Source organism: Streptomyces sp. DSM 106670, assembly GCF_055792845.1.
In genome coordinates this window covers 7,547,512-7,573,919 of sequence record NZ_CM147704.1, presented here as the reverse complement: position 1 = coordinate 7,573,919, position 26,408 = coordinate 7,547,512, and the positions used below count along the sequence as shown (strand labels likewise).

General features: G+C 72.9%; 25 protein-coding genes. 13 read left to right on the top strand and 12 right to left on the bottom strand.

The genetic code is table 11. The features are described from left to right. Positions 1 to 80: 80 nt before the first annotated feature. Positions 81 to 1,226: a S1 family peptidase gene (locus ACSMXR_RS33500; protein WP_218523868.1), complete on the bottom strand. Its 1,146-nt coding sequence runs from the start codon at positions 1,224 to 1,226 to the stop codon at positions 81 to 83. A 275-nt stretch (positions 1,227 to 1,501) separates the two neighbouring features. Here ACSMXR_RS33500 and ACSMXR_RS33495 point away from each other — a divergent pair, with 275 nt between their 5' ends. Next, entirely contained in the window at positions 1,502 to 2,542 is a 1,041-nt protein-coding gene (locus ACSMXR_RS33495; protein ID WP_473170617.1) for an SCO7460 family lipoprotein, read from the top strand. Positions 2,543 to 2,663: 121 nt separating this feature from the next. Then, a complete protein-coding gene (locus ACSMXR_RS33490; protein ID WP_473170616.1) occupies positions 2,664 to 3,242 on the top strand; it encodes a GNAT family N-acetyltransferase in 579 nt (192 codons plus the stop codon). Here ACSMXR_RS33490 and sigJ read toward each other — a convergent pair whose 3' ends face one another. Then, positions 3,243 to 4,175, bottom strand: a complete 933-nt coding sequence (gene sigJ, locus ACSMXR_RS33485; RefSeq protein WP_473170615.1) for an RNA polymerase sigma factor SigJ — start codon at positions 4,173 to 4,175, stop codon at positions 3,243 to 3,245. 99 nt (positions 4,176 to 4,274) lie between these two features. Between sigJ and ACSMXR_RS33480 the strand changes: the two genes are divergently transcribed. After that, positions 4,275 to 4,673 (top strand): hypothetical protein, encoded by a 399-nt coding sequence (locus ACSMXR_RS33480; protein ID WP_137228251.1) that lies wholly within the window; start codon positions 4,275 to 4,277, stop codon positions 4,671 to 4,673. Positions 4,674 to 4,785: 112 nt separating this feature from the next. After that, positions 4,786 to 5,604, top strand: coding sequence for an ABC transporter ATP-binding protein (locus ACSMXR_RS33475; protein WP_473172478.1), 819 nt, complete (start codon positions 4,786 to 4,788; stop codon positions 5,602 to 5,604). A gap of 77 nt (positions 5,605 to 5,681) precedes the next feature. Here the strand turns inward: ACSMXR_RS33475 and ACSMXR_RS33470 are convergent, their stop codons facing one another. The 4 genes from ACSMXR_RS33470 to ACSMXR_RS33455 all read right to left on the bottom strand — a co-directional run bounded on the left by ACSMXR_RS33470 (position 5,682) and on the right by ACSMXR_RS33455 (position 10,510). After that, positions 5,682 to 7,256 carry a carboxylesterase/lipase family protein gene (locus ACSMXR_RS33470; protein WP_473170614.1) on the bottom strand — a complete coding sequence of 525 codons (1,575 nt, stop codon included), beginning with the start codon at positions 7,254 to 7,256 and terminating at the stop codon, positions 5,682 to 5,684. 97 nt (positions 7,257 to 7,353) lie between these two features. Next, a complete protein-coding gene (locus ACSMXR_RS33465) occupies positions 7,354 to 8,829 on the bottom strand; it encodes a UDP-N-acetylmuramoyl-L-alanyl-D-glutamate--2,6-diaminopimelate ligase (protein WP_364883674.1) in 1,476 nt (491 codons plus the stop codon). A gap of 314 nt (positions 8,830 to 9,143) precedes the next feature. Further along, positions 9,144 to 9,287, bottom strand: coding sequence for a hypothetical protein (locus tag ACSMXR_RS33460; protein ID WP_170994379.1), 144 nt, complete (start codon positions 9,285 to 9,287; stop codon positions 9,144 to 9,146). 167 nt (positions 9,288 to 9,454) lie between these two features. Next, positions 9,455 to 10,510, bottom strand: a complete 1,056-nt coding sequence (locus ACSMXR_RS33455; RefSeq protein ID WP_473170613.1) for a DUF8017 domain-containing protein — start codon at positions 10,508 to 10,510, stop codon at positions 9,455 to 9,457. 237 nt (positions 10,511 to 10,747) lie between these two features. Between ACSMXR_RS33455 and ACSMXR_RS33450 the strand changes: the two genes are divergently transcribed. Further along, positions 10,748 to 11,287 carry a DUF5709 domain-containing protein gene (locus ACSMXR_RS33450; RefSeq protein ID WP_137228259.1) on the top strand — a complete coding sequence of 180 codons (540 nt, stop codon included), beginning with the start codon at positions 10,748 to 10,750 and terminating at the stop codon, positions 11,285 to 11,287. Positions 11,288 to 11,434: 147 nt separating this feature from the next. Further along, positions 11,435 to 12,874, top strand: a complete 1,440-nt coding sequence (gndA, locus tag ACSMXR_RS33445; protein WP_137228261.1) for an NADP-dependent phosphogluconate dehydrogenase — start codon at positions 11,435 to 11,437, stop codon at positions 12,872 to 12,874. 51 nt (positions 12,875 to 12,925) lie between these two features. Here gndA and ACSMXR_RS33440 read toward each other — a convergent pair whose 3' ends face one another. Beyond that, a complete protein-coding gene (locus ACSMXR_RS33440; protein WP_473170612.1) occupies positions 12,926 to 13,342 on the bottom strand; it encodes a peptidoglycan-binding domain-containing protein in 417 nt (138 codons plus the stop codon). Positions 13,343 to 13,603: 261 nt separating this feature from the next. On the opposite strand from ACSMXR_RS33440, the gene ACSMXR_RS33435 reads away from it, so the two are divergent. The 3 genes from ACSMXR_RS33435 to ACSMXR_RS33425 are packed head-to-tail and all read left to right on the top strand — an operon-like array spanning position 13,604 to position 16,883. After that, complete coding sequence (locus ACSMXR_RS33435; RefSeq protein WP_473170611.1) at positions 13,604 to 14,677, top strand: Dyp-type peroxidase; 1,074 nt, start codon at positions 13,604 to 13,606, stop codon at positions 14,675 to 14,677. Continuing rightward, the gene (locus tag ACSMXR_RS33430) at positions 14,677 to 15,474 is read left to right on the top strand and encodes a family 1 encapsulin nanocompartment shell protein (protein WP_137228267.1); all 798 of its coding nucleotides are present in this window, start codon (positions 14,677 to 14,679) and stop codon (positions 15,472 to 15,474) included. The genes ACSMXR_RS33435 and ACSMXR_RS33430 overlap by 1 nt, the downstream gene beginning before the upstream one ends. Before the next feature lie 32 nt (positions 15,475 to 15,506). Continuing rightward, positions 15,507 to 16,883, top strand: coding sequence for a type III PLP-dependent enzyme domain-containing protein (locus ACSMXR_RS33425; protein ID WP_473170610.1), 1,377 nt, complete (start codon positions 15,507 to 15,509; stop codon positions 16,881 to 16,883). Positions 16,884 to 17,317: 434 nt separating this feature from the next. On the opposite strand, the gene ACSMXR_RS33420 is transcribed toward ACSMXR_RS33425, so the two are convergent. Continuing rightward, positions 17,318 to 17,524, bottom strand: a complete 207-nt coding sequence (locus ACSMXR_RS33420) for a hypothetical protein (protein WP_078611318.1) — start codon at positions 17,522 to 17,524, stop codon at positions 17,318 to 17,320. Between the two features lie 197 nt (positions 17,525 to 17,721). On the opposite strand from ACSMXR_RS33420, the gene ACSMXR_RS33415 reads away from it, so the two are divergent. Continuing rightward, the gene (locus ACSMXR_RS33415) at positions 17,722 to 18,492 is read left to right on the top strand and encodes a PIG-L family deacetylase (RefSeq protein ID WP_473170609.1); all 771 of its coding nucleotides are present in this window, start codon (positions 17,722 to 17,724) and stop codon (positions 18,490 to 18,492) included. Positions 18,493 to 18,518: 26 nt separating this feature from the next. Here ACSMXR_RS33415 and ACSMXR_RS33410 read toward each other — a convergent pair whose 3' ends face one another. The 4 genes from ACSMXR_RS33410 to ACSMXR_RS33395 form a co-directional block, all read right to left on the bottom strand. Then, entirely contained in the window at positions 18,519 to 18,872 is a 354-nt protein-coding gene (locus tag ACSMXR_RS33410) for a GNAT family N-acetyltransferase (protein WP_137228274.1), read from the bottom strand. Between the two features lie 65 nt (positions 18,873 to 18,937). Then, entirely contained in the window at positions 18,938 to 19,363 is a 426-nt protein-coding gene (gene panD / locus ACSMXR_RS33405; RefSeq protein ID WP_137228276.1) for an aspartate 1-decarboxylase, read from the bottom strand. Between the two features lie 94 nt (positions 19,364 to 19,457). Next, positions 19,458 to 20,456 carry a DUF6215 domain-containing protein gene (locus ACSMXR_RS33400; RefSeq protein WP_473170608.1) on the bottom strand — a complete coding sequence of 333 codons (999 nt, stop codon included), beginning with the start codon at positions 20,454 to 20,456 and terminating at the stop codon, positions 19,458 to 19,460. A gap of 104 nt (positions 20,457 to 20,560) precedes the next feature. Continuing rightward, positions 20,561 to 21,760, bottom strand: a complete 1,200-nt coding sequence (locus ACSMXR_RS33395) for a Rieske 2Fe-2S domain-containing protein (RefSeq protein ID WP_376187410.1) — start codon at positions 21,758 to 21,760, stop codon at positions 20,561 to 20,563. Between the two features lie 277 nt (positions 21,761 to 22,037). Between ACSMXR_RS33395 and ACSMXR_RS33390 the strand changes: the two genes are divergently transcribed. The 3 genes from ACSMXR_RS33390 to ACSMXR_RS33380 are packed head-to-tail and all read left to right on the top strand — an operon-like array spanning position 22,038 to position 26,404. Beyond that, the gene (locus tag ACSMXR_RS33390; RefSeq protein WP_473170607.1) at positions 22,038 to 22,700 is read left to right on the top strand and encodes a DUF6338 family protein; all 663 of its coding nucleotides are present in this window, start codon (positions 22,038 to 22,040) and stop codon (positions 22,698 to 22,700) included. Further along, complete coding sequence (locus ACSMXR_RS33385) at positions 22,700 to 22,846, top strand: hypothetical protein (RefSeq protein WP_170994381.1); 147 nt, start codon at positions 22,700 to 22,702, stop codon at positions 22,844 to 22,846. The genes ACSMXR_RS33390 and ACSMXR_RS33385 overlap by 1 nt, the downstream gene beginning before the upstream one ends. Before the next feature lie 3 nt (positions 22,847 to 22,849). After that, a complete protein-coding gene (locus ACSMXR_RS33380) occupies positions 22,850 to 26,404 on the top strand; it encodes a CHAT domain-containing protein (RefSeq protein WP_473170606.1) in 3,555 nt (1,184 codons plus the stop codon). Positions 26,405 to 26,408 lie beyond the last annotated feature (4 nt).

Sequence of the window (26,408 nt, the reverse complement as noted above, 5' to 3'; positions counted from 1 at the left end):
CGGCGGGGCCGCTCACTGGTCCTACGTCGTACCGCCGGGGCCCGCTCCGCCGGGGAGGACGGCGGGACGACTCCCCCGGATCACGCGGTGTGCAGAGTCAGCCCGTACCGGTTGAGGATCTCGTTGACCGGCTGGTACCAGGTCTCGCCGCCGCCGGAGCAGTTGCCCCAGCCGCCGGAGGTGACGCCCTGGGCCTGGTCGCCGCTGATGAAGGAGCCGCCGGAGTCGCCGCCCTCGGCGCAGACGCTCGTCTTGGTCATCTGGTGCACGGCGCCCTGGCTGTAGTTGACGGTCTCGTTCTTGGCCAGGACGTTGCCGCAGTGCCAGTGCGTGGTGGAGCCGGAGCGGCAGATCGAGGCGCCGATCGGGGCCTCGTTCGAGCCGCGGACGAGCTGGTCGGAGACGGTGCCCCAGCCGATGACGACCGGTACGGTCCACCAGCCGTTGGCCACGTTCACCCAGGCGTAGTCGTCGCCCGGGAAGGACGAGCCCTGGAAGTTGCCGATGGCCGAGCCGTCCCAGCCGCGCACGGACTGGCCGGCGCCGCCGCAGTGCCCGGCGGTGACGAAGCCGCCGTGCACGGAGAAGCCGATGGAGCAGCGGACGTTGCCCGTGTAGTACGGGTCGCCGCCGACCGTTCCGGCGGCAAAGGTCTGGGGCGCTTCGGAGGTCGTCTCCACGGTCACGGGCCCGGCTTCGCGGGCCTTGGCGACGAAGGATCGGACATCGTTGTCACGCTGCTCGGAGGCGACGACGTTCACGACGACGCTGCTGGTCGCCGGGTCGACGTGCCAGCTGCTCACACCGGCGGGTGCGGTCAGCTTGTCGATGCGGGACTTCGCCGCGTCGAGCTGCGCGGCCGAGTGCTCGACGAGCCGGGTCTCGGCTCCGGCGGCCCGGACGACCTCGGCCTTGGCGGCGTCGGTGACCGCGACGGTCAGCTTGCCGGTGCCCGCGTCGTACCAGGAGCCGCCGTAGGCGGAGCCCGCGGCGCGCTTGGCCTTCGGCTCCAGGGCGGTGGCCGCCTTCTCGTCGGCGAGCCTCGCCCGGGCCTGGCCCTCGCTGAGGCCGAGGTCGCGCTGCATCGCGGTGAGCAGGGCGGCGGAGGCGGGTGCCTGCGCGGAGTCGGTGGGGGCGGCGGAGGCGGACGACGGGCCGGCGGCGGCCCAGGCACCGAGGAGCAGGAGTGCGGACAGACCGGTCCGCAGCACGGTTGCGTGTCTCAAGGGAGTGACCCTTCCTGTTGTTCCAGCGACGTGGGGGTGGAACGGGAGGCGTCCGGGAGCGCACGCTGATCATGCCGCTTGAGAGCGCTCTCAGATGTGCCGTCCCGGACTGTAGCGGAGTTCGATAGGCAGGTCCATGCCAATGACAGGGCCGACCCGGGAAGAGATGTGCGAGGACGTCGTGCGCCGGGTTGAGTAGGCGTACTCATCCGGCCCGCCGACACTGGTCCTACTGTCACAGGAACAGGGGACGGGACCAGCTGGAGGAGCAGATCATGACCGGATCACGCCGCAGGCGGTGGAGAGCCGCGCTGACCGGCACACTGGCGGGTTCGCTGGTCGTACTGGTGGGCGCGTGCGGCGTGGTGGACACCAAGGACGACCGCCGGGCGGCGGAGGAACTGGCCGAGAAGCACTTCCCGGGGCAGCTCAGGGCGATCGGAGCACGCACGCTCTTCCCGGGAACCGGCGGCTCGGAGGTCACGTTCGCGGTGACCGACGACCGCGACGCCGTGGTCCGGCTCCGCATCGACACGGACCAGGCGGACCAGGGTCTGTGCGACCGCAAGGACTGCGTCGGCGTACTGGCGGAGGCCGTGAAGCGCGGGCGGCAGCAGGCCGACGACTTCCGTACCCTCAAGGGCGCCTTCGACGCCTGTGGTTACGAGGTCGTCGCCCTGGGCACGACCGGCGCCGCGCCCTACGTCGTCGCCGAGCTGACGAACGCCACCGTGACGAAGGTGCTCGGCGAGATCGGGGAGTGCGTCCAGCGCTGGGTCACCGCGAGCGGGGCGGACAGCGCGCTCGCGAAGGCTCAGGCCTCGTACGTGAACGTGGTCTCCCCGTCCGTCGCGGACCGCCGCGACCGGGGCAAGGACTCCTGGCCCACGCTGATGCGGCTGACCCGGTCGGACCTGCTGGCCTCGCTCACCAAGCACGCCTATTTCTCCGCGAGTTACGACATCGAGGCGGGCCGGGTCGACACGACGGGCCGCGCCCGGGTGGTCCGCCCGTTCCGGGAGCGCGAGAAGTTCGGCGAGACGGTGCAGAACGCGGTGAAGGAGCAACTGCGCGCCACCTACCCCCGGGTGGTCATGAGCACCTATCAGTGGATCTGGCAGCTGGAGCCGGGCCGCGTCGACCGCCAGACCGGTTACGTCCTGTTCTGCCCGGAGCCGGGGGCGCGCGGGCAGTGCGTGAACCCCGACGACGCGGCCCTGGTGACCACGGACGAGCACGGCGATCCGGTGGGGAAGATCCGGCTCGTGCACGACGTACGCGAGGGCACGGGGGCGCTGCGGCTGCCGCCGTACTAGGCGGGCGGGAGGCTGTCTGGGGCCGGGGGGCCCGTCGGCGCGGGCGGCTTCCCGACGGCTCGGACAGCGGATGTGTCACCGGCTGCGACTTGGCAGCGTCGCCTCGTGGCATCGTGGCGTCATGACGATCACGGTCCGCCCGGCTTCGGCCTTCGAGGATGTCCGTACCCTGGTCGGTCCGAAGTCGCCCGGGGCCAACGTCTGCTGGTGCCTGAGCTACCGAATTCCGTCCAAGCTCAACAACGAGCTCCGTGGTCCGGAGCGCGGTGAGTACGTCGCCGAGCTGTGCCGCGCGGAGCCTCCGCCGGGGGTGCTCGCCTACGACGGCGACGAGCCGGTCGGCTGGGCCGCCGTGGCACCGCGCTCGGACACCTCGTTCGCGCGCAGCCGGAAGATCCCGCACGTGGACGAGCTGCCGGTCTGGTCGCTGTGGTGCGTCCGCGTGCGCCCCGGTCATCGTAAGAAGGGGATCTCGCACACCCTGATCGCGGGGGCGGTCGAGTTCGCCCGTGCGCACGGCGCGCCGGCGATCGAGGCGTACCCGATCGACAGCGGTGGCGCAAAGGTCGACCTGACGATGGCGTACGCCGGGATCCGGAGGAACTTCGAACGGGCCGGGTTCACCCACGCCGCCGACACCACCTCGGTGCTGGCCGGTCACCCCCGCGTCCTGATGCGGCTCGACCTGCGCGACCGGTGATCACGGAAGGTCCCGGGCCTCGTCCCCGGCCTCCCGGACAGCCGCCCACGGCTGAAGCTTCTCCGGGTTGCGGACCACCCAGATCCGGGCGACCCGCCCCTCCGCGACATCGAACGAGGCCACGGTCACGACGACACCGTCACGCACGGCCACCAGGCCCGGCACCCCGTTGACCGTACGTTCCAGGAGTTCGAGGCCGGGCGCGCGGTCGGCGATGGCGACCATGTACGGGGCGATGCGCGTGCCCCCTTCGATCGGGCGCAGGGCCGCGCCGACCAGGCCGCCGCCGTCGGCGGTCATCACGGCGGCCGGGTCGAGGAGGTCGACGAGGGCCGCGATGTCCTTGTTCTGCCAGGCCTCCTTCACGCGCCGCACGGCGTCGCTCCGTACGTCCGCCGGCACCGGGGCCGGGGCGTCGGGCACCCGCCGCCGGGCGGAGGCCGCGAGCTGCTTGCAGGCGGTGGGGGTGCGGCCGAGGACGCCGGCGATCTCGGCGAAGGGGTAGCGGAAGACGTCGTGCAGGACGAACGACACTCGCTCGGCGGGGGTCATCGTCTCCAGAACGACGAGGAACGCCATCGTCACCGATTCGTCCAGGACGATCTGGTCGGCGAGATCGGCATGGTCCGAGCCCCGGCCGCGTCCGCCGGGGCCGGGCAGCGGATCGGGCAGCCACGCGCCGACGTACCGTTCGCGCCGGACCCGCGCCGAGCCGAGCACGTCCAGGCAGATGCGGCCGGTCACCGTCGTCAGCCAGGCGCCGGGCGACACGATCTCGTCCCGGCGGCTTCGCGGCAGCGCGTACCAGCGCGCGTAGGCCTCCTGCACGGCGTCCTCGGACTCGGCCAGTGATCCGAGCAACCGGTAGGCCACATTGATCAGTTGGCCGCGTTCACCGGCTATGCCCTCGATGCCCGCACGTGCCGCCCCCATGTTCCGACCGCCCCTCGCCTTACCTTTCGCGGGCCCGCGTCGTCGGGCTGGTGAAACCCTATCGATCAACCGCCCACGGGCGGAGAACGGGAGCGTGGCATGACCACCCGGGCGACGACACGGCACGGCTCACGCAGCTCGCACGGCTCGCACGGCTCGCACGGCTTCTCCTTCGTGCGGATCGCGATCGCTCTGCAGACCCTGACGATCTTCCTTCAGGCGGTCTCGTCCGGACTGCTGATGACCACGGCCTACGGAGAGGTGCTGCACAGCGTCGGAGCGCGCGTGATGTACGGGGCGTCGATGCTGTACGTGCTCGCGGCGGTGCTGGCCTGGAAGCCGGGCGGCGGCTCGCCCCGGCCGGTGCTGCACGCGTCCGGCTTCCTGGCCCTGGCCTCGGTCCAGGTCGCGGTCGGCATCGCGCACATCCCGGCGGTCCATCTCCCGCTGGGCGTCCTGATGTTCGGGCTGAGCGTGCTGGCCCTGGCGCGGCGGTGAGGACGGCGAGGGGACCGTATCGCGTCCACGATGCAGTCACCCACGCAGATCATTGCCGTCTACAGCTACCCTCCGAGCCGTGGACATCGCGACGAAGGGGCTGGACGGCGGCATGGACGGGAACACCGGCAACGGTCACGGGCGCGTCGTCGCCGCCCTCGACGACGTGAGCATGCGCCGCCACGCGACCGGCCAGGTCATCCTCGACGGCATCGACTGGACCGTCCGGGCCGGCGAGCACTGGGCGCTGCTGGGGCCCAACGGGGCCGGCAAGACCAGCGTTCTGCGTCTCGTCGGCGCCACCGCCTTCCCCACCACCGGCACGGTCGACGTCCTCGGTCACCGGCTCGGCCGGGTCGACGTACGGGAACTGCGCGCCCGCATCGGCCATGTCTCCACCTCCCAGCGCGTCCCGGGCGACCTGACCGGGCACACCACGGTCCTCACCGGCCACAGCGGCACGGTCCAGCCGCTGTGGAAGGCGTACGACGGCGATGTGCGCGAGCGCGCCCACGCGTTGCTCGCCGAACTCCAGGTCAAGGAGCTCGCCGACCGCCCGTACGGCGTCTGCTCGGGCGGCCAGCGCGCCCGGATCCTCATCGCCCGGGCGCTGATGGCGGACCCGGCCCTGCTGCTGCTCGACGAGCCGTTCAACGCGCTCGACCTGCCCTCGCGGGAGGACCTCATCGACACCATGCGCCATCTCGCGCTGAACCGGCCGGAGTTGTCGACGGTGACCGTCACCCACCATCTGGAGGAGCTGTCCCCCGCGATCGATCACGCCCTGCTGCTGCGGGAAGGGCGCGTCCTGGCGGGAGGGGCGGTCGGGGACGTGCTCACGGACGAGCGCATGACCGCCTGTTTCGGCCGCCCCATCGAGGTGACCCGGCACGCGGGCCGCTGGCTGGCCCGTTCGGGCGGCTTCGCCTAGACGGGACCACCGCGCGGGACCGCACGGCGCGCGACGGCGGGCGGGACGGCCTGCGGTCCGCTGCCGGGCGGTGGCCCTCAGGGCGCCAGGAGCGGCAGGCCTGCCGTACGCCACAGATCACGGAACCCGTCCGCGGCGCCGAGCCCGTGCCCGTGCTCCGTCCCCTGCCGCTCCTCCGCCGTACGCCAGACCCGTACCGCCGCCCCGCTCCCGGCAAGCCCGTCGAGTGCGTCCCAGCCCGGATCGCCGTGCGCGGCGAAGTCGGCCCAGGCGCGGGTCATACGCCGGGAGAGCTCCTGGTCGGCCGCGCCGGGCGGGCCGCCGACCAGGAAGTGGACGCTCTCCTCGTGAAGGTTGCCGAAGGCGAACGGGACGTCCGCGCAGTGCCAGGCGCGCACCCGTTGACCCGTGTGGTCCCGGCGGCGGTCGAAGCGGGCGAGAAAGGCGCGGCCGCCTGCCAGGGCGTGGGCCTCGGCGAGGCGGGTGCTGTACTCGGCGAACAGAAGGCCGGAGTAGAGGGACAGGTAGACGTCGAGGACCGGGGCGTCGGGCAGGCGTTCGCGGTGGCCCTCGACGAGCGAGGCCGGGAGCCCGAAGTCGGCGGCGAAGGCGGCCATTTGCTCCTCCGTCGTGATCTTCGCGCTGCTGCCGACCGCGTCCAGCAGCCAGTACTCCTCCGTGGTGTGGCAGACCAGCAGCTCCACCGTCCCGCCGGCTCCGGCCGCCAGTGCCTCCAGCGGGTCGGCGGTCAGCAGGACGCCGTCGGCGACCGGTCCGTAGATCGCCGGGTCGTAGTGGCGCTGCCCCGAGCCGGGGTCCTGTGCGTACCGTTCGCAGACCCGGTCGGCGGCGGCCACGAGGGCTTCGGGCGAGGCGGCGAGCAGCCCGGCGCGGGTGGCGGGCACGCCGGCCGCCTCGGCGACCTCGGCCGTGGTGCGGGCCGCCTGCTCCACCGTGGCGAAGGCGTTGACGGCGCTGTGCAGGACGGCGCGGCGGAACAGACCGCGCGCCCGGTCGGCCACCGTCAGGCAGGCCACGGAGGTGGCGCCCGACGACTGCCCGGCGAGGGTGACCCGGTCGGGCGAGCCGCCGAACGCGGAGATGTTGTCGCGGACCCATTCCAGGGCGGCGATCTGGTCGAGCAGGCCACGGTTGTCGGGGAAAGGGGTGCCGCTGCCGTCGGCGTCGGGGGCGGGTCCGTCGTGGCCTTCGGCGTCGGGCACATGGCCGAACCCCTCGAAGCCGATACGGCTGTTGAGGGTGACGACGACCAGGCCCCGGCCCGCCAGCGCGGTGCCGTCGAAGTCGGGCTGGGCGGCGGACCCGAAGACGTACGCGCCGCCGTGGATCCAGACCAGCACGGGGAGGTCGCCCGGTCCGTCGGCGGGCGTCCAGATGTTCAGCGTGAGGATGTCCTCGTCACCGGGCGACCAGACCGGCGCGCCCGGCAGTTCGGCCGACTGGGGTGCCACCGGCCCGAAGGCGGAGCAGTCGCGTACGCCGTCCCAGGGCTCCGCAGGCCGCGGCGCACGGAACCGGAGGTCGCCGAACGGCGGGGCCGCGTACGGGAGTCCGAGTACGGCGACGATGCCGCGATCCCGGGTGGCGCGCCGCCCCCGTACCGACCCGGCCTTCGTCGTGAAGACGTCCACGGCTCCCGCTCCCCCCGCTCCTGCCCGTCCGTCGTTCGGCGCGGCCGCGTCATCATTCCAGGTCAGCGGCGGCCCGCACCAACGGATTGATCGCGCACTACCCGCCGATCAGCTCGCGCACGGTGGCCATGTCGCTGAACGGCAGCAGCTCGCCCCGGACGCTCTGGTGCGGTTCGCTGCCCTTGCCCGCGATGAGCACGATGTCGGCCGGACCCGCCTCCGCCAGCGCTGCGGCGATGGCCCGGCGGCGGTCGGTGATCCGCTCGAACGGCGTCCCGGTCGACGCGATGCCCGGGGCGATCTGGTCGAGGATGGCTTCGGGGTTCTCGTAACGCGGGTTGTCGGAGGTGAGGACGCACAGGTCGGAGTGGGCTCCGGCGATGGCGCCCATCTCGGCGCGCTTGGTGGTGTCGCGGTCGCCGCCGCAGCCGAAGACGGTGATGACCCGGCCCCGGGCGAAGCCGCGGATCGTGGTGAGGACCTTGCTGAGGGAGTCCGGCGAGTGGGCGTAGTCCACGATCACCGAGGTGCCGTCGGGGGTGTGAAGGCGTTCGAAGCGGCCGGGAATCTGCGGCATCCGCTCCAGCGCGTCGACCAGCCCTGCCAGGCCGTGGCCGAGGAGGTGACAGGCGGCCACCGCGGCCAGCGCGTTGGAGACCGAGAACCGGCCCGGCGAAGGGATCGCCGCCGGGTACTTGCGGCCGTCGTGGTGCAGGGTGAACCGGGTGCCCGAGGCGTCCACGGTGAGATCGCTCGCGCGGTAGTCCGCGTCGCCGTCCAGCGCGTACGTGGTCACGGCATCGGGCATCAGCTCCCGGATCCCGGCGCCCACCGGGTCGTCGGCGTTGACCACGGCGCGGCGGCACAGGCCCTGGAACAGCCGGAGTTTGGCGTCCCGGTAGTTCTCCATGGTGCCGTGGTCGTCGAGGTGGTCCTGGGTGAGGTTGGTGAAGACGCCGACGTCGATGAACGTACGGTCCAGACGGTGCGTCAGCAGCCCCATCGAGGTGGCCTCCAGGACGACGCTGCCGGTGGCCCGGTCGCGCATGTGCCCCAGCAGGTACTGGAGATCGGGCGATTCCGGGGTGGTGAGCACCGAGGGCGGCATCGGGATGGGCTCGTCCCCGATGCGGCTGCCCGCCGTGCCGATCACCCCGACCCGGGTGCCCTCGGCGAGCCGCAGCACCGACTCGGTCATGTACGACACGGAGGTCTTGCCGTTGGTGCCGGTGATGGCGATCAGGTCCATCGCCCGGCCCGGTTCGCCGAAGTAGCGCGAGGCGAGGACGGCGGCGGCCTTGCGGACGTCGGGGACGCGTACGGCGCAGGCGTCGCCCAGGGTCGTGGGCAACGGCGGGGCCTGTTCGTCGACGAGTACGGCGACCGCGCCGCGAGCGACGGCCGGGGCGACGGCGTCCGGACCGCCGGCCGCGTGGCCGGGCACCGCGGCGAAGACGGAACCCGGGGTGACCCGGTCCGCGTCGAACGTCGCACCGGCGGTGACGTCCGTGCGGTCGGGGGTTCCTTGCAGCACGTGGTGGGCCTGCCCGGACAAGAGGTCGCTCAGCTTCACGATGATCCCTTCGAGTGCGACGCCGGCCAGAGGGTGCGGCCGTCGCCGTGAAGCAGCCCGGGCAGGTGCGCCGTAGGCCGCGTGGTGCTGTGGAGCCGATCGTGGAACGCGCGCGTCCGGCGAACGCCGGAGCGACGGTGTGCCCCGGCGCTCAGCGGGCCGGAGAGGTGGTGCCGGTGAGGAGACGGCGGGCCGGGAGCGATGACGCCGTGGTCGGCGACGCCGGATACCGGATACGGCGGTCGGAAACCGCCGCGCCTATGCGGATGTGTCGCCGGTGGATCGGTGGATCGCCGACGAAACGCTGTGGATCGCTAGCCGTGGCCGTGCAGTGCGGTACGGCCCGTTCCGGGCGCCGCGTCGGCGGGTGCCGGGGGCACGGCCGCGCGGGCGGCGGCCGGGGGCAGCGCGGAGGCGGCCCTGAGCGGGCATGTCCTCGGTGCGGCGCTGCGTCCCATGGGCCGAGTGTACGGGGCAGGGGAAGGGGCCCGGTCCGCCCCGAGCGGAGCGGACCGGGACGGAGAGGCGACACGGAGAGGCGACGGGGACCAGGGGCAGGACCGGGACCGCGGCCGGACTCGGCCGGGCTCGGCCGGGCAGTCCCGTCAGGGGGCGTCGGGCGTCGTCAAGGGGTGCTGTCGATGAGCCGGACGGTGCTGAGGATCTTCCGCACGGTCGGCTCCGGCACCTCGTCGTCGACGCCCCGTACGCCGACGAAGGTCCAGGAGACCCTCTCGCCCGCCGGGTTCTCGAAGGCGAACGCGGTCGCCTTGCCGTCGTAGGAGCAGCCGCCCGTCCGGCCGACACCGGTCGAGGTGGCCGTCGCCACGCTCCCGGTGATGCCGGACCTGGTCGTGAACGGCTTCGCCGCCCCGGTGGTGACCTTTTCCTTCGACGGCTGGGCGTAGCTGCCGTAGACCCACAGGCGGGCGTTCTCCCGGGCCGCTTCGGCGGTGCTTCGGGCGTCCGGCTCGCCCCGGGAGCCCGCGGCGGCGAGCGGGGTGTCCTCCTGGGTGCCGTTGCCGTCGTCGTCGGACCGGCACCACTTCTCCTGGAGGATCGCCGGGGCCGAGAACCCGACGAGCGGCCTCTCCTCGGGGTCGTCGTTCTCGGCGACGTAACTCACCCAGCCGGTCGACTTGAGCGCCCACTGGACGGGGACGTCGAAGGCGATGCCGCGCTTGGGGTTGACCACGGTCTTCCAGCCGGGCACGAGGGGCGCGGTCCCGTTCTCGGTACCGCCCCGGGCCTCGCCCGGGGACGCCGAGGGTGACACGGAGTCCGTCCCGGTGGGTCCCGCGACGGGCTTCCCGTCGTCCTCTTCGCCGCCGAGCACCAGGTATCCGGTGATTCCGGCGGCGAGTACGACGGCGGCGGCCGCGACCACGGCGATGACCGCGCTACGGCGGCCGCCGCCGGACGGGGGCGGCCCGGAGGGAGCGGTCTGCGCGCTCCAGGGGGCGGACGCGGGCTGCCCGGCGGGTTCCGTGCGCGCGTCCCACGGGGCGGTCCCGGCTCCCGCGTACGGCGGCTGCCCGCCGGCCCGCTGCTCCTGCGGCGGCCACCCGTACGGCTGCTGCCCCTGGCCCTGGCCGTACGGCTGGCCCTGGCCCTGGCCGTACGGCTGCGGCTGACCCTGCTGGTGGTGTTCGCCCCCGGGCGACTGCTGTCCGTTCCCCATGGGACGCCACCCTATGCCCGGCCGTTCGACGATTCGAACACCCTGTGCCCGGACTCCCACGAGCTCCTCATCCGCGCGGCGAAGCGGCCGCGACCTGCGTACGGACCGGTTCGCACCGGCTGAGCCCGGCTCCGGAAACCGATCTTCCCTTTGCGGCCGGAGCGGGACGGGAGTGGAATTGCGTACAGGGGACAGGAGAACCCGTCACTCCCGGAGGACCGGAGGAAAGGACGCGCCATGAGCGACACCGACTGGGGGGACGACGTCTACCAGCCCCAGGAACCCGAGGCTTCGGATCCCGGCGAACAGCTCGGCGCCGAGGACACGCTCATGGATCCGTCCGGTACCGGCGACCCCTTGGACGAGGGGTATTCGCCGCCGGACCGCCCGTGGGTGGTCGACGGACTCGGCACCACGGCCGACGAGCGGAACACCGGCGAGTCCCTCGAAACCCGGCTGACCAGGGAAGTGCCCGAGCCGGACGGTTCCGCCGGCGACGGTGTGGGCGATCTGGTGGACGGCGACGGAGAGCCCTGGGACGACGAGGTGGGCGTCGCCCGCGCCGGGCGGCTCACCCAGCAGGCCGACGGGCGCGTCCCGGCCACCCTCACCGCCAGTGACGTGGGCATCGACGGTGCGGCGGCGTCGGCCGAGGAGGCCGCGATGCATGTGATCCCCGAGCCGGGGGACGACGACGCGCTCCTGGAGGCCGGCCCGCCCCCCGCCGCCCCCGGTTCCGGCCCCGCCGGCGGCACGGCAGCCCCGCCGCCGTCCTGAGCGGACCGCCGGCGAGCGCTCGCCCCTGAACGCGGCAGTCCCCGGGCCCGTACTCCCCTGACCGAAGCGCACACCGGCCACCGCGCACCCCCGTACCGCACGCATCCACCGCACGCACCGACGTACTCGCACCCCAGGAGCGCACCAATGAGCGGCACCGCCCAGATCGGCGTCACCGGACTCGCGGTCATGGGCCGCAACCTGGCCCGGAACTTCGCCCGCAACGGCTTCACCGTCGCCCTGCACAACCGCACCACGTCCCGGACGGACGCCCTGGTCGAGGAGTTCGGCGACGAGGGCACGTTCGTCGCCGCGCACACGCCCGAGGAGTTCGTCGCCGCGCTGGAGCGGCCCCGACGTCTGGTGATCATGGTGAAGGCGGGCGACCCCACCGACGCCGTGATCCAGGAGTTCGCGCCGCTGCTGGAGGAGGGCGACGTCATCATCGACGGCGGGAACGCCCACTTCGAGGACACCCGCCGTCGTGAGAAGGAGCTGCGCGAGCGCGGGATCCACTTCGTCGGGGTGGGGATCTCCGGTGGCGAGGAGGGCGCGCTGAACGGACCGAGCATCATGCCGGGCGGCTCGGCGGAGTCCTACGCGTCGCTGGGCCCGATGCTGGAGAAGATCGCCGCGCAGGCGAAGGACGGCACGCCGTGCACCACGCACATCGGTCCGGACGGCGCGGGCCACTTCGTGAAGATGGTGCACAACGGCATCGAGTACGCGGACATGCAGCTGATCGCCGAGGCGTACGACCTGCTGCGCGCGGTGGCCGGGTACTCCCCCGCGCAGATCGCCGACGTCTTCCGTACGTGGAACACCGGCCGGCTGGACTCGTATCTGATCGAGATCACGGCGGAGGTCCTCGCCCATACGGACGCGGCGACCGGGAAGCCGTTCGTCGACATCGTGCAGGACCGGGCGGAGCAGAAGGGCACCGGGCGCTGGACCGTACAGATCGCGCTCGACCTCGGGGTCCCGGTGTCGGGCATCGCGGAGGCGGTCTTCGCCCGGTCGCTGTCCGGCCACGCCGATCTGCGGGAGGCGGCCCGCGATCTCCCCGGGCCCACCCCGAAGCCGCTGGACGGGGCGGCGGCAGCGGCGTTCGCGGATCAGGTGGAACAGGCCCTGTACGCCTCCAAGGTGGTCTCGTACACGCAGGGTTTCCACCAGATCAGGGCGGGCGGCGAGACCTACGACTGGGACATCGATCTCGGCTCGGTGGCGGCGATCTGGCGGGCGGGCTGCATCATCCGGGCGGCGTTCCTCGACCGCATCCGCGCCGCCTACGACTCCCGGCCCGACCTGGTCAGCCTGCTCTCCGACAAGGAGTTCGGGCAGGAGATCGGCGCGGCGCAGGACGACTGGCGGGCGGTGGTGGCCGAGGCCGTACGCCAGGGCGTGCCGACCCCGGGCTTCGCCGCCGCGCTCTCGTACTACGACGGGCTGCGCGCGGACCGGCTGCCCGCGGCGCTCACCCAGGGCCAGCGGGACTTCTTCGGGGCGCACACCTACCGGCGTACGGACCGGGAGGGCTCGTTCCACACGCTCTGGGGCGGCGACAGGACCGAAGTGGAGAGCTGACCCGTCCGCCCCTGCGCCCGACCCGCACAGGGGCTGATGCGCTGCGGAGGCTCAGCAGTAGAGCCGGCGCAGGTAGGGCCAGGTCTGCCGGCCGACCTGACCGTCCTCGGCCAGGGTGGTGTGGCAGGCGTAGTTGACGCGCTTCTGCAACTTCTTCGCCGCGGCCTGGGAGTTGCGGCCGAAGATGCCGTCGATGGTGCCCGGGTTGTGGCCCTGGTACTGGAGAAGGCACTGGGCCTCCTTGCCGGCGGCGGTCACCTGCGAGGTGGAGGGGACGACGGTGTTGCCGTCGTAGTAGCCGGCCGAGAGCCGGCCGGCGGAGCTCATCTTCACGTCGCACGGGTAGGCCGCGGCAGCGACGGCGCCGGTCCCGGCCGCGGCGGCGACGCCGCCGGTGGCCGTACCTCCCAGCAGGACGAGGGAGGCGAACACGATCGCGGTGCGCCTGCGGGTTGCGGTGAGTGCCATGGAAGAGCTCCTGGGAGGGTGTGGGGTCGGCATCGCCCGGCCGCGGGTGCCTGCCGGTCGGGCACACCCGACTGTCTTCCGAACACGGCTGCCCCGGGTACCTCGAACAGTTCAGGTTGCACATCCCACCGATCGTCGGCTATCGACCCGTTGCCGCTGACCCGCACGGTCCACCCCGAGTGCGGCCGGCCGCGGGGCGTGGCTTAGTGGCTGCGAGTCCTGTTCGCCGTTCGTATTCGCCGTTCGTAAGGGAGTGCGCGCATGCCCGACGCCGTGCCTGACCCCGTCTCCGTCCAGCCCGTCGTGGCGCCGTTGACCAGCGCGGCGCTGTTCCTGGTCGGCACGATCGAGCCGGGCGGCGAGGGCGCGGTGCGGGACGTGCTGCCGGATCTCGCGGCCGTCGCCCGGTCGCTCGGATTCCGGTACCCGGACTCCGGCCTCGCCTGTGTGGCGGGCTTCGGCTCCAGCGCCTGGGACCGGCTGTTCGCGGGGCCACGCCCCGCGCACCTCCACCCGTTCCCGGAGCTGCGAGGACCTCTGCACCACGCCCCGGCGACCCCGGGTGACGTGCTGCTGCACATCCGGGCCGAGCGGATGGACGTCTGCTACGCGTGGGCGGCCCAGTTGCTCGACAAGCTCGGCGGGGCCCTGCGGATCGTGGACGAGACGCACGGCTTCCGCTACCTCGACCACCGGGATCTGCTCGGCTTCGTGGACGGTACGGAGAACCCGGTCGGCGACGACGCCCGTTCGGCGGCGCTCGTCGGCGCGGACGACGACCCGGACTTCGAGGGCGGCAGCTACGTCGTCGTACAGAAGTATCTGCACGACCTGACGTCCTGGAACGCGCTCTCCGTCGAGGAGCAGGAGCGCGTCATCGGCCGCACCAAGCTCGACGACGTGGAGTTCCCCGACGAGGACAAGCCCGCCGACTCCCACCTCGCGCTCAACACCATCACCGACCCGGACGGCACCGAACGCGACATCCTGCGGGCGAACATGCCGTTCGGAAGCTTCGGCAAGGGCGAGTTCGGAACGTACTTCATCGGGTACGCCGCCGATCCCGACGTGACCGAGCGGATGCTCCGCAACATGTTCCTCGGCGATCCGCCCGGGACGCACGACCGCATCCTCGACTTCTCCACCGCGGTCACGGGCTCGCTCTTCTTCGCCCCCCGCGCCGACTTCCTCGACGCTCCGCCGCCCCTGCCCGTCGTGGCCCGCTCCGGGGACCGGCCGGAACCGGTGCCCGTACCGGTCCGGCAGGAACCGGTCGCGGCCGTTCCCGACCACGGTTCGCTGCGCATCGGCAGCCTGCAAGAAAGTGCCCAGTGATGAACAATCTGCACCGCGAACTCGCACCGGTCACCCCGTCCGCCTGGGACGAGATCGAGGAGGAGGCCCGCCGCACCTTCCGCCGCCATGTCGCCGGCCGCCGTGTCGTCGACGTGTCCGATCCGGACGGCCCCACGCTGTCCGCCGTGGGCGACGGCCATCTGCGCGACATCGATCCGCCCACCCCGGACGTGGTGGCGCGGGCCCGCACATCGATGCCGGTCATCGAGTGGCGGGTGCCGTTCACGGTGACCCGCCAGGCCGTGGACGACGTGGAGCGCGGCTCCGCCGACAGCGACTGGCAGCCCGTCAAGGACGCGGCGCGCACCTGTGCGTTCGCCGAGGACATGGCGATCATCGACGGGTACGGGGCGGCCGGGATCACCGGCCTGCGGGACGGTTCGTCGCACGAGCCGCTGCCGCTGCCCGCCGACGCACGGGACTATCCGGTGGCGGTCAGCCAGGCCGTGACACGGCTGCGGCTGGCCGGTGTCGACGGACCGTACCGGCTGCTGCTCGGCGCGGACGCGTTCACCGAGGCGGCCGAGACCTCGGACCACGGGTATCCGGTCAAGACGCATCTGAGCCGCCTGGTGGACGACGAGATCCTGTGGGCGCCCGCGGTCAAGGGCGGGGTGCTGCTCTCCACCCGGGGCGGAGACTTCGAACTCTGCCTGGGCCAGGACCTGTCGATCGGCTACGCGGACCACGACGCCACCAGCGTCCACCTCTACTTCCAGCAGGCCTTCACCTTCCGGATGCTGACGCCGGAGGCCGTGGTCGGTCTGATCGCCTGACCCTGGGGGCAGCCATCAGGGACTCTGGCCGTATGACGCAGACGACTTCCGCACCACACCACGGGGACGGCACGGCCCCGCCCGCCGCTCGCTTCGACGCCGTCGTCGAGGCGGCCGTCCGGCAGGGGCTGCTGGGCGAGGGCGGTCCGGTCGCCGGATTCATCGACACGGAAGGGGTGCGCGCCTCCGTCGGAACCCTGCACGACGCCTTCGCCGCCACACCCGGGGTGCTGCACACCTTCGCGGCCAAGGCCTGTTCCCTCATCCCGGTGCTGCGGCTGCTCGTCGACTGCGGCATGGGGTGCGAGGTGGCCAGCCCCGGTGAACTGCGCCTCGCCCTGGAGGCCGGGTTCCCCGCGTCCCGTATCGTCCTGGACTCCCCCGCCAAGACCCGCGAGGAGATCCGGCTGGCGCTCGCCCTCGGCGTGGCCGTCAACGCCGACAGCCTCGACGAACTGCGCCGCATCGACGCCCTCCGGAACCCAGGCACCGCCTCGGTACTCGGGCTGCGGGTCAACCCTCAGGTCGGCGGTGGCGCGATCGGGGCGATGAGCACGGCGACGGACACCTCCAAGTTCGGGGTGGCGCTGCGCGATACGGGGGCCCGCGAGGCGATCGTGGCGGCCTTCGGGGAACGGCCGTGGCTGACCCGGCTGCATGCCCATGTGGGCTCCCAGGGCTGCCCGTTGGAGCTGATCGCGGCCGGGGTGGCACAGACGTACGAACTGGCCGAGGAGATCAACGCGACGCTGGGCGTCCGGCAGGTCACCAGTCTCGACATCGGCGGCGGACTCCCGGTCAACTTCGCCGACGAGACCGTGCACCCCACCTACGCGGACTACGTGGCGGCCCTGACGGCGGCCGCCCCCGGCCTCTTCTCCGGGCGCTATGCGCTGGTCACGGAGTTCGGCCGGTCGCTGCTGGCGAAGAACGGGTTCATCGGGGCCCGGGTGGAGTACACGAAGGACGCCGGGGGCCGCCGTATCGCGCTCACCCACGCGGGAGCGCAGACCGCGACCCGCACCGTCCTCATGCCCGACGCCTGGCCGTTGCGGATCGGGGCGTTCGGCCCGGACGGCACGCCGAAGGGCGGCCCGGTGCTGGCGCAGGACATCGCGGGACCGTGCTGCTTCGCGGGCGACGTCGTGGCGTACGGCAGGGAGCTGCCGGAGCTGGCCCAGGACGATGTGGTGGTGCTGTACGACACGGGGGCGTACTACTTCTCCACCCCGTGGGCGTACAACAGCCTCCCGCGGCCGGCGGTGTACGGGTTCCGGGTGGCGGCGGAGGCAGGGCGCGACAGGACAGCGGTGACGTTCGCGACGGTGCGGGACGCGCAGTCGATGGACGCCATCGCGGCGGAGAGCGGCCTCGCGCACGCGGACGCGCTGGTCGAGCGGAGCGACTGACCGGAGCGACTGACCGGGACGGATTCCTGGGACGGATTCCTGGGACGGATTCCTGGGACGGATTCCTGGGACGGATTCCTGGGACGGATTCCTGGGACGGATTCCTGGGACGGATTCCTGGGACGGATTCCTGGGACGGATTCCTGGGACGGATTCCTGGGACGGATTCCTGGGGCGGATTCCTGGGGCGGATTCCTGGGGCGGATTTCTGGGGCGGATTTCTGGGAAACGTACCGCCGCCCGGCGCCCCGGCCCTCCGGCGCCCCTCGGCTTCACCGAGGCGGGCCGGTGCGGGCCGGTGCGGGCCGGTGCGGGCCGGGGCGGGCCGGGGCGGGCCGGGGCGGGCCGGGGCGGGCCGGTGCGGGCCGAGAAGCGCCGGGCGGCGGTCGGTCATCGCCGCCGGGGCCGGCACCGTCTCCGGTACCGGCCCGCGCTCACGTCCCGGCGGGCTGGGGCTCGGGTTCCGGATCCGGTACGGGGTCGGGGCCCGGCGGCTGCGGGATCGGGTCGGGCGCGGGGCCGGGCGGAACGGGCCCGGGACCCGGCGGCACGGGCGGCGGACCGGGCACCGGAGTGGGCGGGCCCGGTACGGGCGGAGGCGTCGGCGAGGGCGGTACGGGGTCGGGGTACGGGTGGGTCATCGCGATCCTCCACAACGGCACGAAAAGGACAGATGGAGCTTTCCTCCACCGTCTCCCGGTGCGGCTGCCCGCGCCTGCCGAGTCCACACATGCACCCGGCCGTGTGCGTGGCCCGCCCGGAGTGGGCAGGACTCCGGCGGGCCCCCGGGCTCCGTCCGGGATCCACGACCGGCACCGTCGACACGAAAGGCGTCCCCATGTCTCTGCCGAGCGTCCTCGCCGTCCACGCCCATCCGGACGACGAGTCCTTGTTCTGCGGAGGCGTACTGGCCCAGCACGCGGCATCCGGCGCCCGCACGGCGGTGGTCACCGCGACCTGGGCGCCGGGCACACACCGGGCCGCCGAGCTGGGCCGGGCCCTGGACGCCCTGGGCGCGGGCGCCCCGCGCCTGCTCGGCTACGCGGACGCCCGGGTACCGGAGTCGGCCCCGGGCAGGCACCGGTTCCTCGACGCGCCGCTGGACGAAGCGGTGGAGGCGGTGGTCGGCCACATCCGGGACCTCCGGCCGGAGGTCGTGATCACGGTGGACGCCTACGGAGGCATGACCGGCCACCCGGACCATGTGCACGCCCACCGGGTCACCGCGCTGGCGGTCCGGGCCGCCGGGCTCCCCCACTACGGTCCACGAGCCGGTGATCCCTGGCAGCCGAGCGCCCTCTACCTCGCCACGCATCCCCGCTCGGCGGCCGTTCCGGTGGGCGGACGGCTGGCCCGGGCGGGCGTCCCGGCCGACGCGCTGTACTGCTCGGAGGACGCGTGGATCACCACGACCGTCGACGTCGGACCCTGGCTCCCGCAGAAGCTGGCCGCGGTCCTCGCGCACCGCAGCGAGGTGGAACGAGGAGCGGCACCGGGCCGGATCGCCGCTCTGTCCCCGGCGGTTCAGCGGGAGGTGCTGGGCACCGAGTGGTATATCCGCCAGGACCTCACGCCCCGGAGCGGGTCCGCCACGGAGCTGAGCGCCTGACGGCGAGAGCGATGCGGACGGAGGGCTCAGAACAGCTCGGGATGGCGCCTGAGCTGCCGCTCCGCCTCCCGGACCAGCTCACCCGGCGCCTCGGGCGCCTCGTCGGGGTGGCGCTGCGCCCACTTCGCCGCGTACGGGCACAGCGGCACGACGGGAACGCCCTCGCGGGCGGCCATGGCGTAGAACTCCCTCACGAGCGCGCCCGCGATGCCCTTGCCCTCGTGTTCGGGCCGGACCACGGTGTGCACGGCCACGAGCGCGCCGGGAGCCGGGTCCATGACGAAGTACGCGATGGTCCCGGCCGACGTACCGTCCTCGTACGCCACGAGGGCGCCATGCTCCCGGTCGTCCCTGATCTCCACTGCCGCGTTCTCCGCCATGGCTCCTGCCCTCTCGTTCGTGGACCGCGCACACCGTGCTCGTCCCGGGAGCGCGGACGCCGTCCTCAGCCGCCCGCGACGACGGCCTGCGGGCTCCGCTCCGTACGGCTCCCGGGAACCGGCGCCGAGGCGTCGTCACCGAGTGCCACGATCCGGTTGTCCGCGTCCACGTGCACGACCCGCGGCACGAGTGCGCGGGCCTCGGCATCGTCGACCTGCGCGTAGCTGATCAGGATGACCAGGTCACCGGGGTGCACGAGGTGTGCGGCCGCGCCGTTGATCCCGATGACACCGGAGCCGCGCTCGCCCTCGATGACGTACGTCTCCAGGCGGGCGCCGTTGTCTATGTCAACGATATGGACCAGCTCGCCGGGCAGCAGGTCGGCGGCCTCCATCAGAGCGGCGTCGATCGTCACGGATCCGACATAGTGCAGGTCGGCCTGGGTGACGGTGGCCCGGTGGATCTTGGACTTGAACATGGTGCGCATCACTGCGGTACTCCTGGGCTAGGCTCCCTGCCTGCGTTTTTGCAGGTCAAGTGCTGTTCCGACACCTTACAACGAGGCGTGTTCCCCGAGCGTCCCGTCACGCGGTCCGCTCGGGGATCGCCGGAAGAACGGTCTCGGCGATGGCGAGGAGCGCGCTGTCGTCCGGGAGGGCTCCGGACCTGCTCCACACCGTGATGTCGCAGTAGCCGCCCCGGTCCTTCCTGTCGAGGGCCACGGACAGCGTTCTGGACGGAGGGCCCTGTTCGACGGGTCCGCCGGAGCCGCCGCTTCCGAGGTCGATCTCGATCGCCATGGTGTGACCGGAGGAGAGGACCGCGGGCCGGTCGAGGACGGAGACCGTCCTGACCTCCGGCTCTTTCCCGGCTTCCATCAGGTTCACGTACTGGGCGATCGACAACTCGTTGTACGCGACCGAGACGTTCACGGTGTAGGTGTCGAACTGGACCTGGGCCTCCGGTTGGGCGACCTTTCCATCGGTCAGGGGGGCGGTGTCGCTCGTGCCGGATGCCACGGTCGCGGTCTCCGCGGGTGTTCCGAGGAGCCGGGCCAGGTCGGGCGAGTTGAGCGCTGTGCAGAGCTCGTCGCCGGTGACAGCCCGGGGTGTCTTCTCGTACGCGCCCGGCAGCGCCTCGCCTTCCTCGCGCGAACACGAGGCGGCCCGAGGCGTGCTGACGTCGTCGGAGGGCAGCAGCCGTGGGCCCAGCCACAGCGCGGCTCCCAGTACCGCGAACAGGGCCACGGCGGCGACGGCCTGGCCCCATGCGTTGGGTTCCTTCTGCGGAGCAGCCGAGGCGGGTCGCCGCCCCGCTGGAGGCTGCGGCTGCGGTCGGACAGCGGAGTGCGCGGGGTCCGCGGATGCCGTCGGCCGCGCGTTCCGGCGGGCGCGGAGCGCCCGGATCACCGTGTGGACGCGCACCGCGGTGAACACCAGGAACACCACGCCGATGCCGGCTGCCGGCCATTCATGGTCGCGGAGGGCGAGATACATGATGCGTACGCCGAAAACCGACCCGACCACGATGAACAGGGGCTCGCGGACCCAGAAGGGCAGGAGCCGGAAGAGGAGACCGAGCATCCGGCGATCTCACCAGGACAAGATCGCGCGGGCTGTGGCGGAGGCCACAGTTCCGGCTCGGGACTCAATCGTGATCAACCAAGAGCTTTTGACGATCGGGCTTCTCACCTGGCGCCGACATGGCCCGGTCCGGGATCCGTACGGGGCACCAGGTCGTCGCACGCGCGGCCGTCGCACGCCGGGGTGCCGGTGTCGGCGGCGGTGGCACGGGGGCGGAGCGGGACGCCGTTGGCGCGCAGCACGTCGCGGACGTCCAGGATCAGGGGGAAGACCTCGTGGTTGCGGTCCTCGCCCTGCTCGTCCCACGCTCGCTGTTCGGCCTCGACGGCCATGCGGTCCTCCGCGAAGACCCGTTCGGTGAAGTGCCGGATGAACGGCCAGGCCATGTGCAGGGCGGCGGCGATCCTGGGCTTCTCGATCATGAGCAGGCCGTACGCGTGGCACCTGCGCTGCTCCGCGTCCTCGGGTACGTACACGGCCCAGAGGCGCAGTGCCGGGCGGTCGGCCTTCTCCGGGACCAGGTCCAGTGTCTGGTACGGGTATGCGGTGCGGATGGTCATCACGTCGCTGGAGGCCTGGCCGCCGATGCCCTCGGCGGCGAGCATGCGGGCGCTGCGGTTGCGCTTGCCCCCGGTGTGGGTGAAGAGGTAGCGCGCCTCGACCGATCGTGGGCCGCTCTCGTATCCCAGCAGCTGCGGCTGGAGTTTGCCGACCACGCCCCGGTGGAGGAACTGGTGGTTCATGTCGAGCAGGTTCTCGTGCATGAACGAGTAGTGGCAGCGCACGGTCCGGGAGAAGGTCATGGTCCGGTACGCCGGTGAGGCGAAGTCGGGAAGCTCGGGCAGCCCGGTGGTCGCCGCCTTCTCGGGGTCGCCCGGGAAGACGAACACCAGGCCGTACGCCTCGCGGACCGGGTAGGCGCGCACGCCGCGCGGCGGTCGGCCGTCGCCCTTGGACAGGTACGGGATCTGCGAGATGCGGCCGTCGCCGCGGTAGGCCCAGGCGTGATAGCAGCAGCGGAGCGTCTCGCCGTCCACGACGCCCATGCTCAGCGGCACCTGGCGGTGGGCGCACCGGTCCTCCAGCCCGTGGACGGCACCGCTTCGGCTGCGGAAGAGCGCGATGCGCTCCCCGGCGAACGCGGTCGCGACCACCCGCCCCTTGCGGACGCTCCGGGACAGGGCGACCGGGTACCAGAAATCCGGGTTCGCCCCGAACCGCCGCAGGTCGGGCAGGCCGGACAGGGGGTTACCGCGCTCCCCGGGCCCACCGCGTGCGCTCTTGTCCGACCCGTTCCCGGTCATGCCTCTCCCTCGTACGTGGGCACCCCTCTCCATCGTGGCCGCAGCCCATGGACGCGCGCCCGCCCTGGACGCCCGGACGGGTGCTTTCCGTACCCGGCACGGTCCTTTCGGACATGGGCGTGCGCCGCCGCAGCGGACCCGTGCGGCCGTCGGCGCGGAAAGGGTGGAAGGGGCGGAAAGAGCTGTTCCGCCGGTCGCGGGGCACGCGAACCAGTAGCGTGATCGAACGGAGTCGGTGAGACCTTCCGATTGCGGTGTGCCATGGGGGGGTGGTGAGGTGCAGGCGCCTGCGACCGTCGTGCAGCTCGCTCTGCTCGTCCTTCTGGTGCTGCCCGGGGTCACCTACCAGTTCATCCGGGAACGCCGTCGCGGGCCGGTGCCCGGTGAACGTGATCTGGGTGAGCGGGTGCTGCGGGCGATCGTCGCGTCGATCGCGCTGGACGCCCTGTACGCCGTGGCGGCGGGGCCGGCGCTGGTTCGCCTGGCGCGCGGGACCGGCAGCGGCGGCGGGACCGGCTGGGACGGTTTCGCGGAGCGGCCGCGGATGGTCGGTTTCGTCGCCCTGATGCTGTTCCTCGTCGTGCCGGCCGCGGCGGCGGTCGCCGTCTCCCTGCTGGACCGACAGCGCCGCAGGGCCCGGTTCCTGCGCACGCCCAGCGCCTGGGACCACGCGTTCCGCGACCGCGAACCGTGCTTCGTCCGCGTACGGCTCAAGGACGGCAACTGGGCGGGCGGCTGGTACGGCCACCGGTCGTACGCCTCCTCCTATCCCCACCCGGCCGAGCTGTACCTCGAATCGGCGCGCGTGATGGGTGCCGACGGGTCGTTCGGCACGCGCGTGCACGGGACGGCGGGCCTCCGACTGCGGGCGGAAGACTTCGACGTGCTGGAGTTCGTCGAAGCGGGAGAGCCGGCCACGGTGCCGGATGAGGAGCGGTGATGGCGTACGAACCCGAGCTCTCGCCCGAAGAGGCGGCGCTGCTGGAGAAAGACGAGGGGCGCGGCTACACCCCGAAACGCGAGGTCGCCGAGCCGGACGAGGCGCCCGGCGGACCGGCCGGCACCTCGAACGGCAACGAGGACTGACGCGTGGACGGACCGGCGGACGGCCTGGCCGCGCGGTTCCACGAGGCGTTCCGCGTGGCCCGGCACAGCCCGGACCCCACGTCGGTCGAGAAGGCGATCGAGCTCGGCCGTGCCGTGCTGTCCGAACTCGCCGCGGACGCGACCGAGCGCCGCTCGGTGCTGTCCGATCTCGGAGGCCTGCTGCAGACCCGCTACCACCAGACAGGCGACTTCGCGTTCCTCCAGGAAGCCGTTCAGAACGTCACGGAGGCGTATCTGCTGGCGTACGGAAGCCCGGAGGATTCGGCGAGCTACGCCAACAACATCGGCATGCTGCTGCACACCGCGTACCAGCAGAACCAGGACCTCGACACCCTGGCCGACGCGGTGGACTGGAGCCGGTGCGCCATCGACGAGGCACCGTCCGCGAAGAAGGCGTTCTACCTGGGCAACCTCGTTGTCGCGCTGCGGACGGCGTTCACCGTGACGCGGGACCTCGCCCCGCTGGCGGAAGCCGTCGAGCACGCGCGGGCCGCCGTCGAGTGCTCCCCCGATGACGCGCTCACCGCCAGGAGTCTGCACTTCCTCGCCGTCGTCCTGCGCGACTGGTCCCGCGAGACCGGGGACACCGGTGTCGTGGAGGAGGCCGTCGACGCCGCGCGGCGAGCGGTGGAGTTCACCCCGGCCGGATCCTCCGACGTACGCGAACGGCTGAGGCACCTCGCGTACCTGCTCCACGACCGCTACCGGGAGCGCGGAGCGCGTGACGATCTGGCCGAACTGCTCCGGGTCCGGCGGACGCTGGTGGACCACACCCCGGTCACCGATCCGGGGCACTCGCGGAACCTCGTCGAGCTGACGACCACGGAACGCGACTGGGCCGCGCTCACCGGCGAGCGCCCGGAGTCGACCGGCGGCTGGGAACGCGCCGACACCGAAGCCGACATGTGCGGCCGGTACGCCGCCGAGTTCGAGCGGAACCGGGACCCGGACCTGCTCGACCGGGCGATCGAGCTCGGGCGCTCGGTGGCGGCGGCGACACCCGCCGGGCACCCGCGCCGGAGCGTGCGGCTGGACCACTTCGCCGCGGCGCTGGCCACCCGCGGTGAGGAGTTCGGGGACCACGCCGCGCTCGCGGAGGCCGTCGCCGTCGGACGGGAGGCGGTCGCGTGCACGCCGGCCGGCCATCCGCTGCGGGTCCAGTTCCTCGGCAACCTCGCCGTCAACCTGAACGCGTGGTTCCAGGCGACCGGAGACCTGGCCCATGTCGTGGACGCGATCGACGTCGCCCGCCGTGCCGCCGAGGCCGCGGCCGGGCGGGGTGACCACCCGCGTTCGCTCGGGATCCTCGCCGTCGTGCTGCACAACCGGTTCCGGGTGACCGGCGAGCTGCGGGTGCTGTCGGAGGCGGTCGACCACGCGCGGGAGTCCGTCCGCCTCGGCGCGAGCCTGGTCGCCGGGCAGGCCCAGCGGCTCTCCAATCTGGGCGCCATCCTGTCCGACCGGTTCACCAGGACGGGCGGGGCGAGCGTGCTCGACGAGGCGATCGACGCGCACCGTGCGGCCGTGGAGGTGACGGCGGACGACGATCCGCAGCGGGCGGGGCGGCTGGCCAATCTCGGCGGTGTGCTGGAAATGGCGTACAACAGGTTCGGCGACCGGAGCGCGTTGCTGGACGCGATCGCCGCGCGGCGCGCCTCCGTGGCGGCGACTCCGGAGGACAGCCCGCAGTGGCCCGGGCACACCGCGAGCCTGGCCGCCGTGCTCGGCGACTGGTGCACGAGCCTCGCCACGCCCGCCGCCGCCCACTCCTCCGTGCCCGCCGTCGCGCGGGAAGAGCCGCCGAAGCCGGTGGACGCGCAGGTTCTCGCCGAGGCGGTCGGCCTGGCCCGGAGTGTGGCGCTGAGGCCCGAGCAGGACGCCTACTCCCGGGCCCGTCTGCTGACCGGCGTCGCCAACGTCCTGGCGCTCGGCTTCCGGCACCTCGGCGACGACGACGCGCTGGCCGAGGCACTCGACTGCTACCGGGAAGCCGCGGCCTCCGCCGGATCGCCCGCGCGGAGCCGGGCGGAAGGGGCGGGCCGGTGGGGTGATCTGGCCGCCGAGGCCCGGCAGTTCGACGTCGCCGCCGAGGGGTACGCCGCCGCGGTCCGGCTGCTGCCCCGGATCGCCGGGCGCCGCCTGGACCGCGAGGACGCCCAGTACTGGCTCGGCCGGTTCGCCGGGGTCGCCGCCGACGCGGCCGCGTGCGCGCTGGCCGCCGGTGACGAGGCGAGCGCGGTGACCCTGCTCGAATCCGGGCGCTGCGTGCTGGCCGCCCAGGCGCTCGACAGCCGCGGCGATCTTTCCGATCTGCGCGAGCTGGATCCCGAGTTGGCCGATCGCTTCCGCACGCTCACCGCGGAGTTCGAGACCGACACCACGAGCGACCGGGTGGCCCTCGCCGACGAGCTCGACGCGGTGACCGACCGCATCCGCGCGCTGCCCGGGTTGGAGCGGTTCCTGCGGCCGCCGCTGCTCACCGACCTCACCGCGCAGGCGCACGAGGGTCCGATCGTGTACGTCAACGTCAGCCGGCACCGGTGCGACGCGCTGATCCTCACTCCGGACGGGGTCCGGTCGCTCCGGCTGGACGGGCTGAGCGAGCAGGCCGTGAGTCGGCGCGTGCGCACTCTGCACACCGCGTTCGCCGAGGGACGGATGGCCGCGGAGCAGACGGTCCACGACACGCTCGGCTGGCTGTGGGACACCGTGGCGGGCCCGGTGCTCGGCGAGTTGGGGCTGACGGCGCCACCGGCGGCGGACGGTCCGTGGCCGAGGATCTGGTGGGCTCCGGTCGGAGCGCTCAGCCTGCTCCCCCTGCATGCGGCGGGCCACCACCGGGACGGCGGACCCACGCTCCTCGACCGCGTCGTCTCCTCGATGACACCGACGATCCGCGCACTGGGCCACGCCCGCGCGGGCCGGCGCGACGACCGGACCGAGCCGCGGCTGCTGGTGGTCGCGATGCCGCACACTCCGGACGCCCCGGACCTGCCGGGCGCGGCAGCCGAAGCAGCCCACCTGGCCGCCCTCGTCCCCGGCGCCACGGTCCTGGTCGGCGCGGACGCGACGCGTGACGCCGTTCTCGACGCCCTGTCGGCCGGCGGCTGGGCGCACTTCGCCTGCCACGGGTACAGCGACCCGAACAATCCCTCGGACAGCCACCTCGCGCTGCACGACCACGACCGCGCGCCGTTCCGGGTGCTGGATCTTTCCCGACTGCGCCTGCGGAACGCGGAGTTCGCGTTTCTGTCCGCCTGCGACACGGCCCGTACGACCGCGCGCCTGTCCGACGAGGCGATCCACCCGTTGGCGGCCTTCCAGATCGCCGGCTTCTCCCAGGTGGTCGGGACGCTCTGGCGCGTGGACGACGCGGTGGCTCCGGCTTTCAGCCGGCAGATCTACGGCGAGCTGACGGCCGATCGATCCGGGGCCTTGTGCACGTCGGCGGCGGTCCACCGTGCGGTCAGGCGGCTCAGGACGACGTACCCGAACCTGCCGTCGGTGTGGGCCGCGCACGTCCACGCGGGCGCCTGAGCCT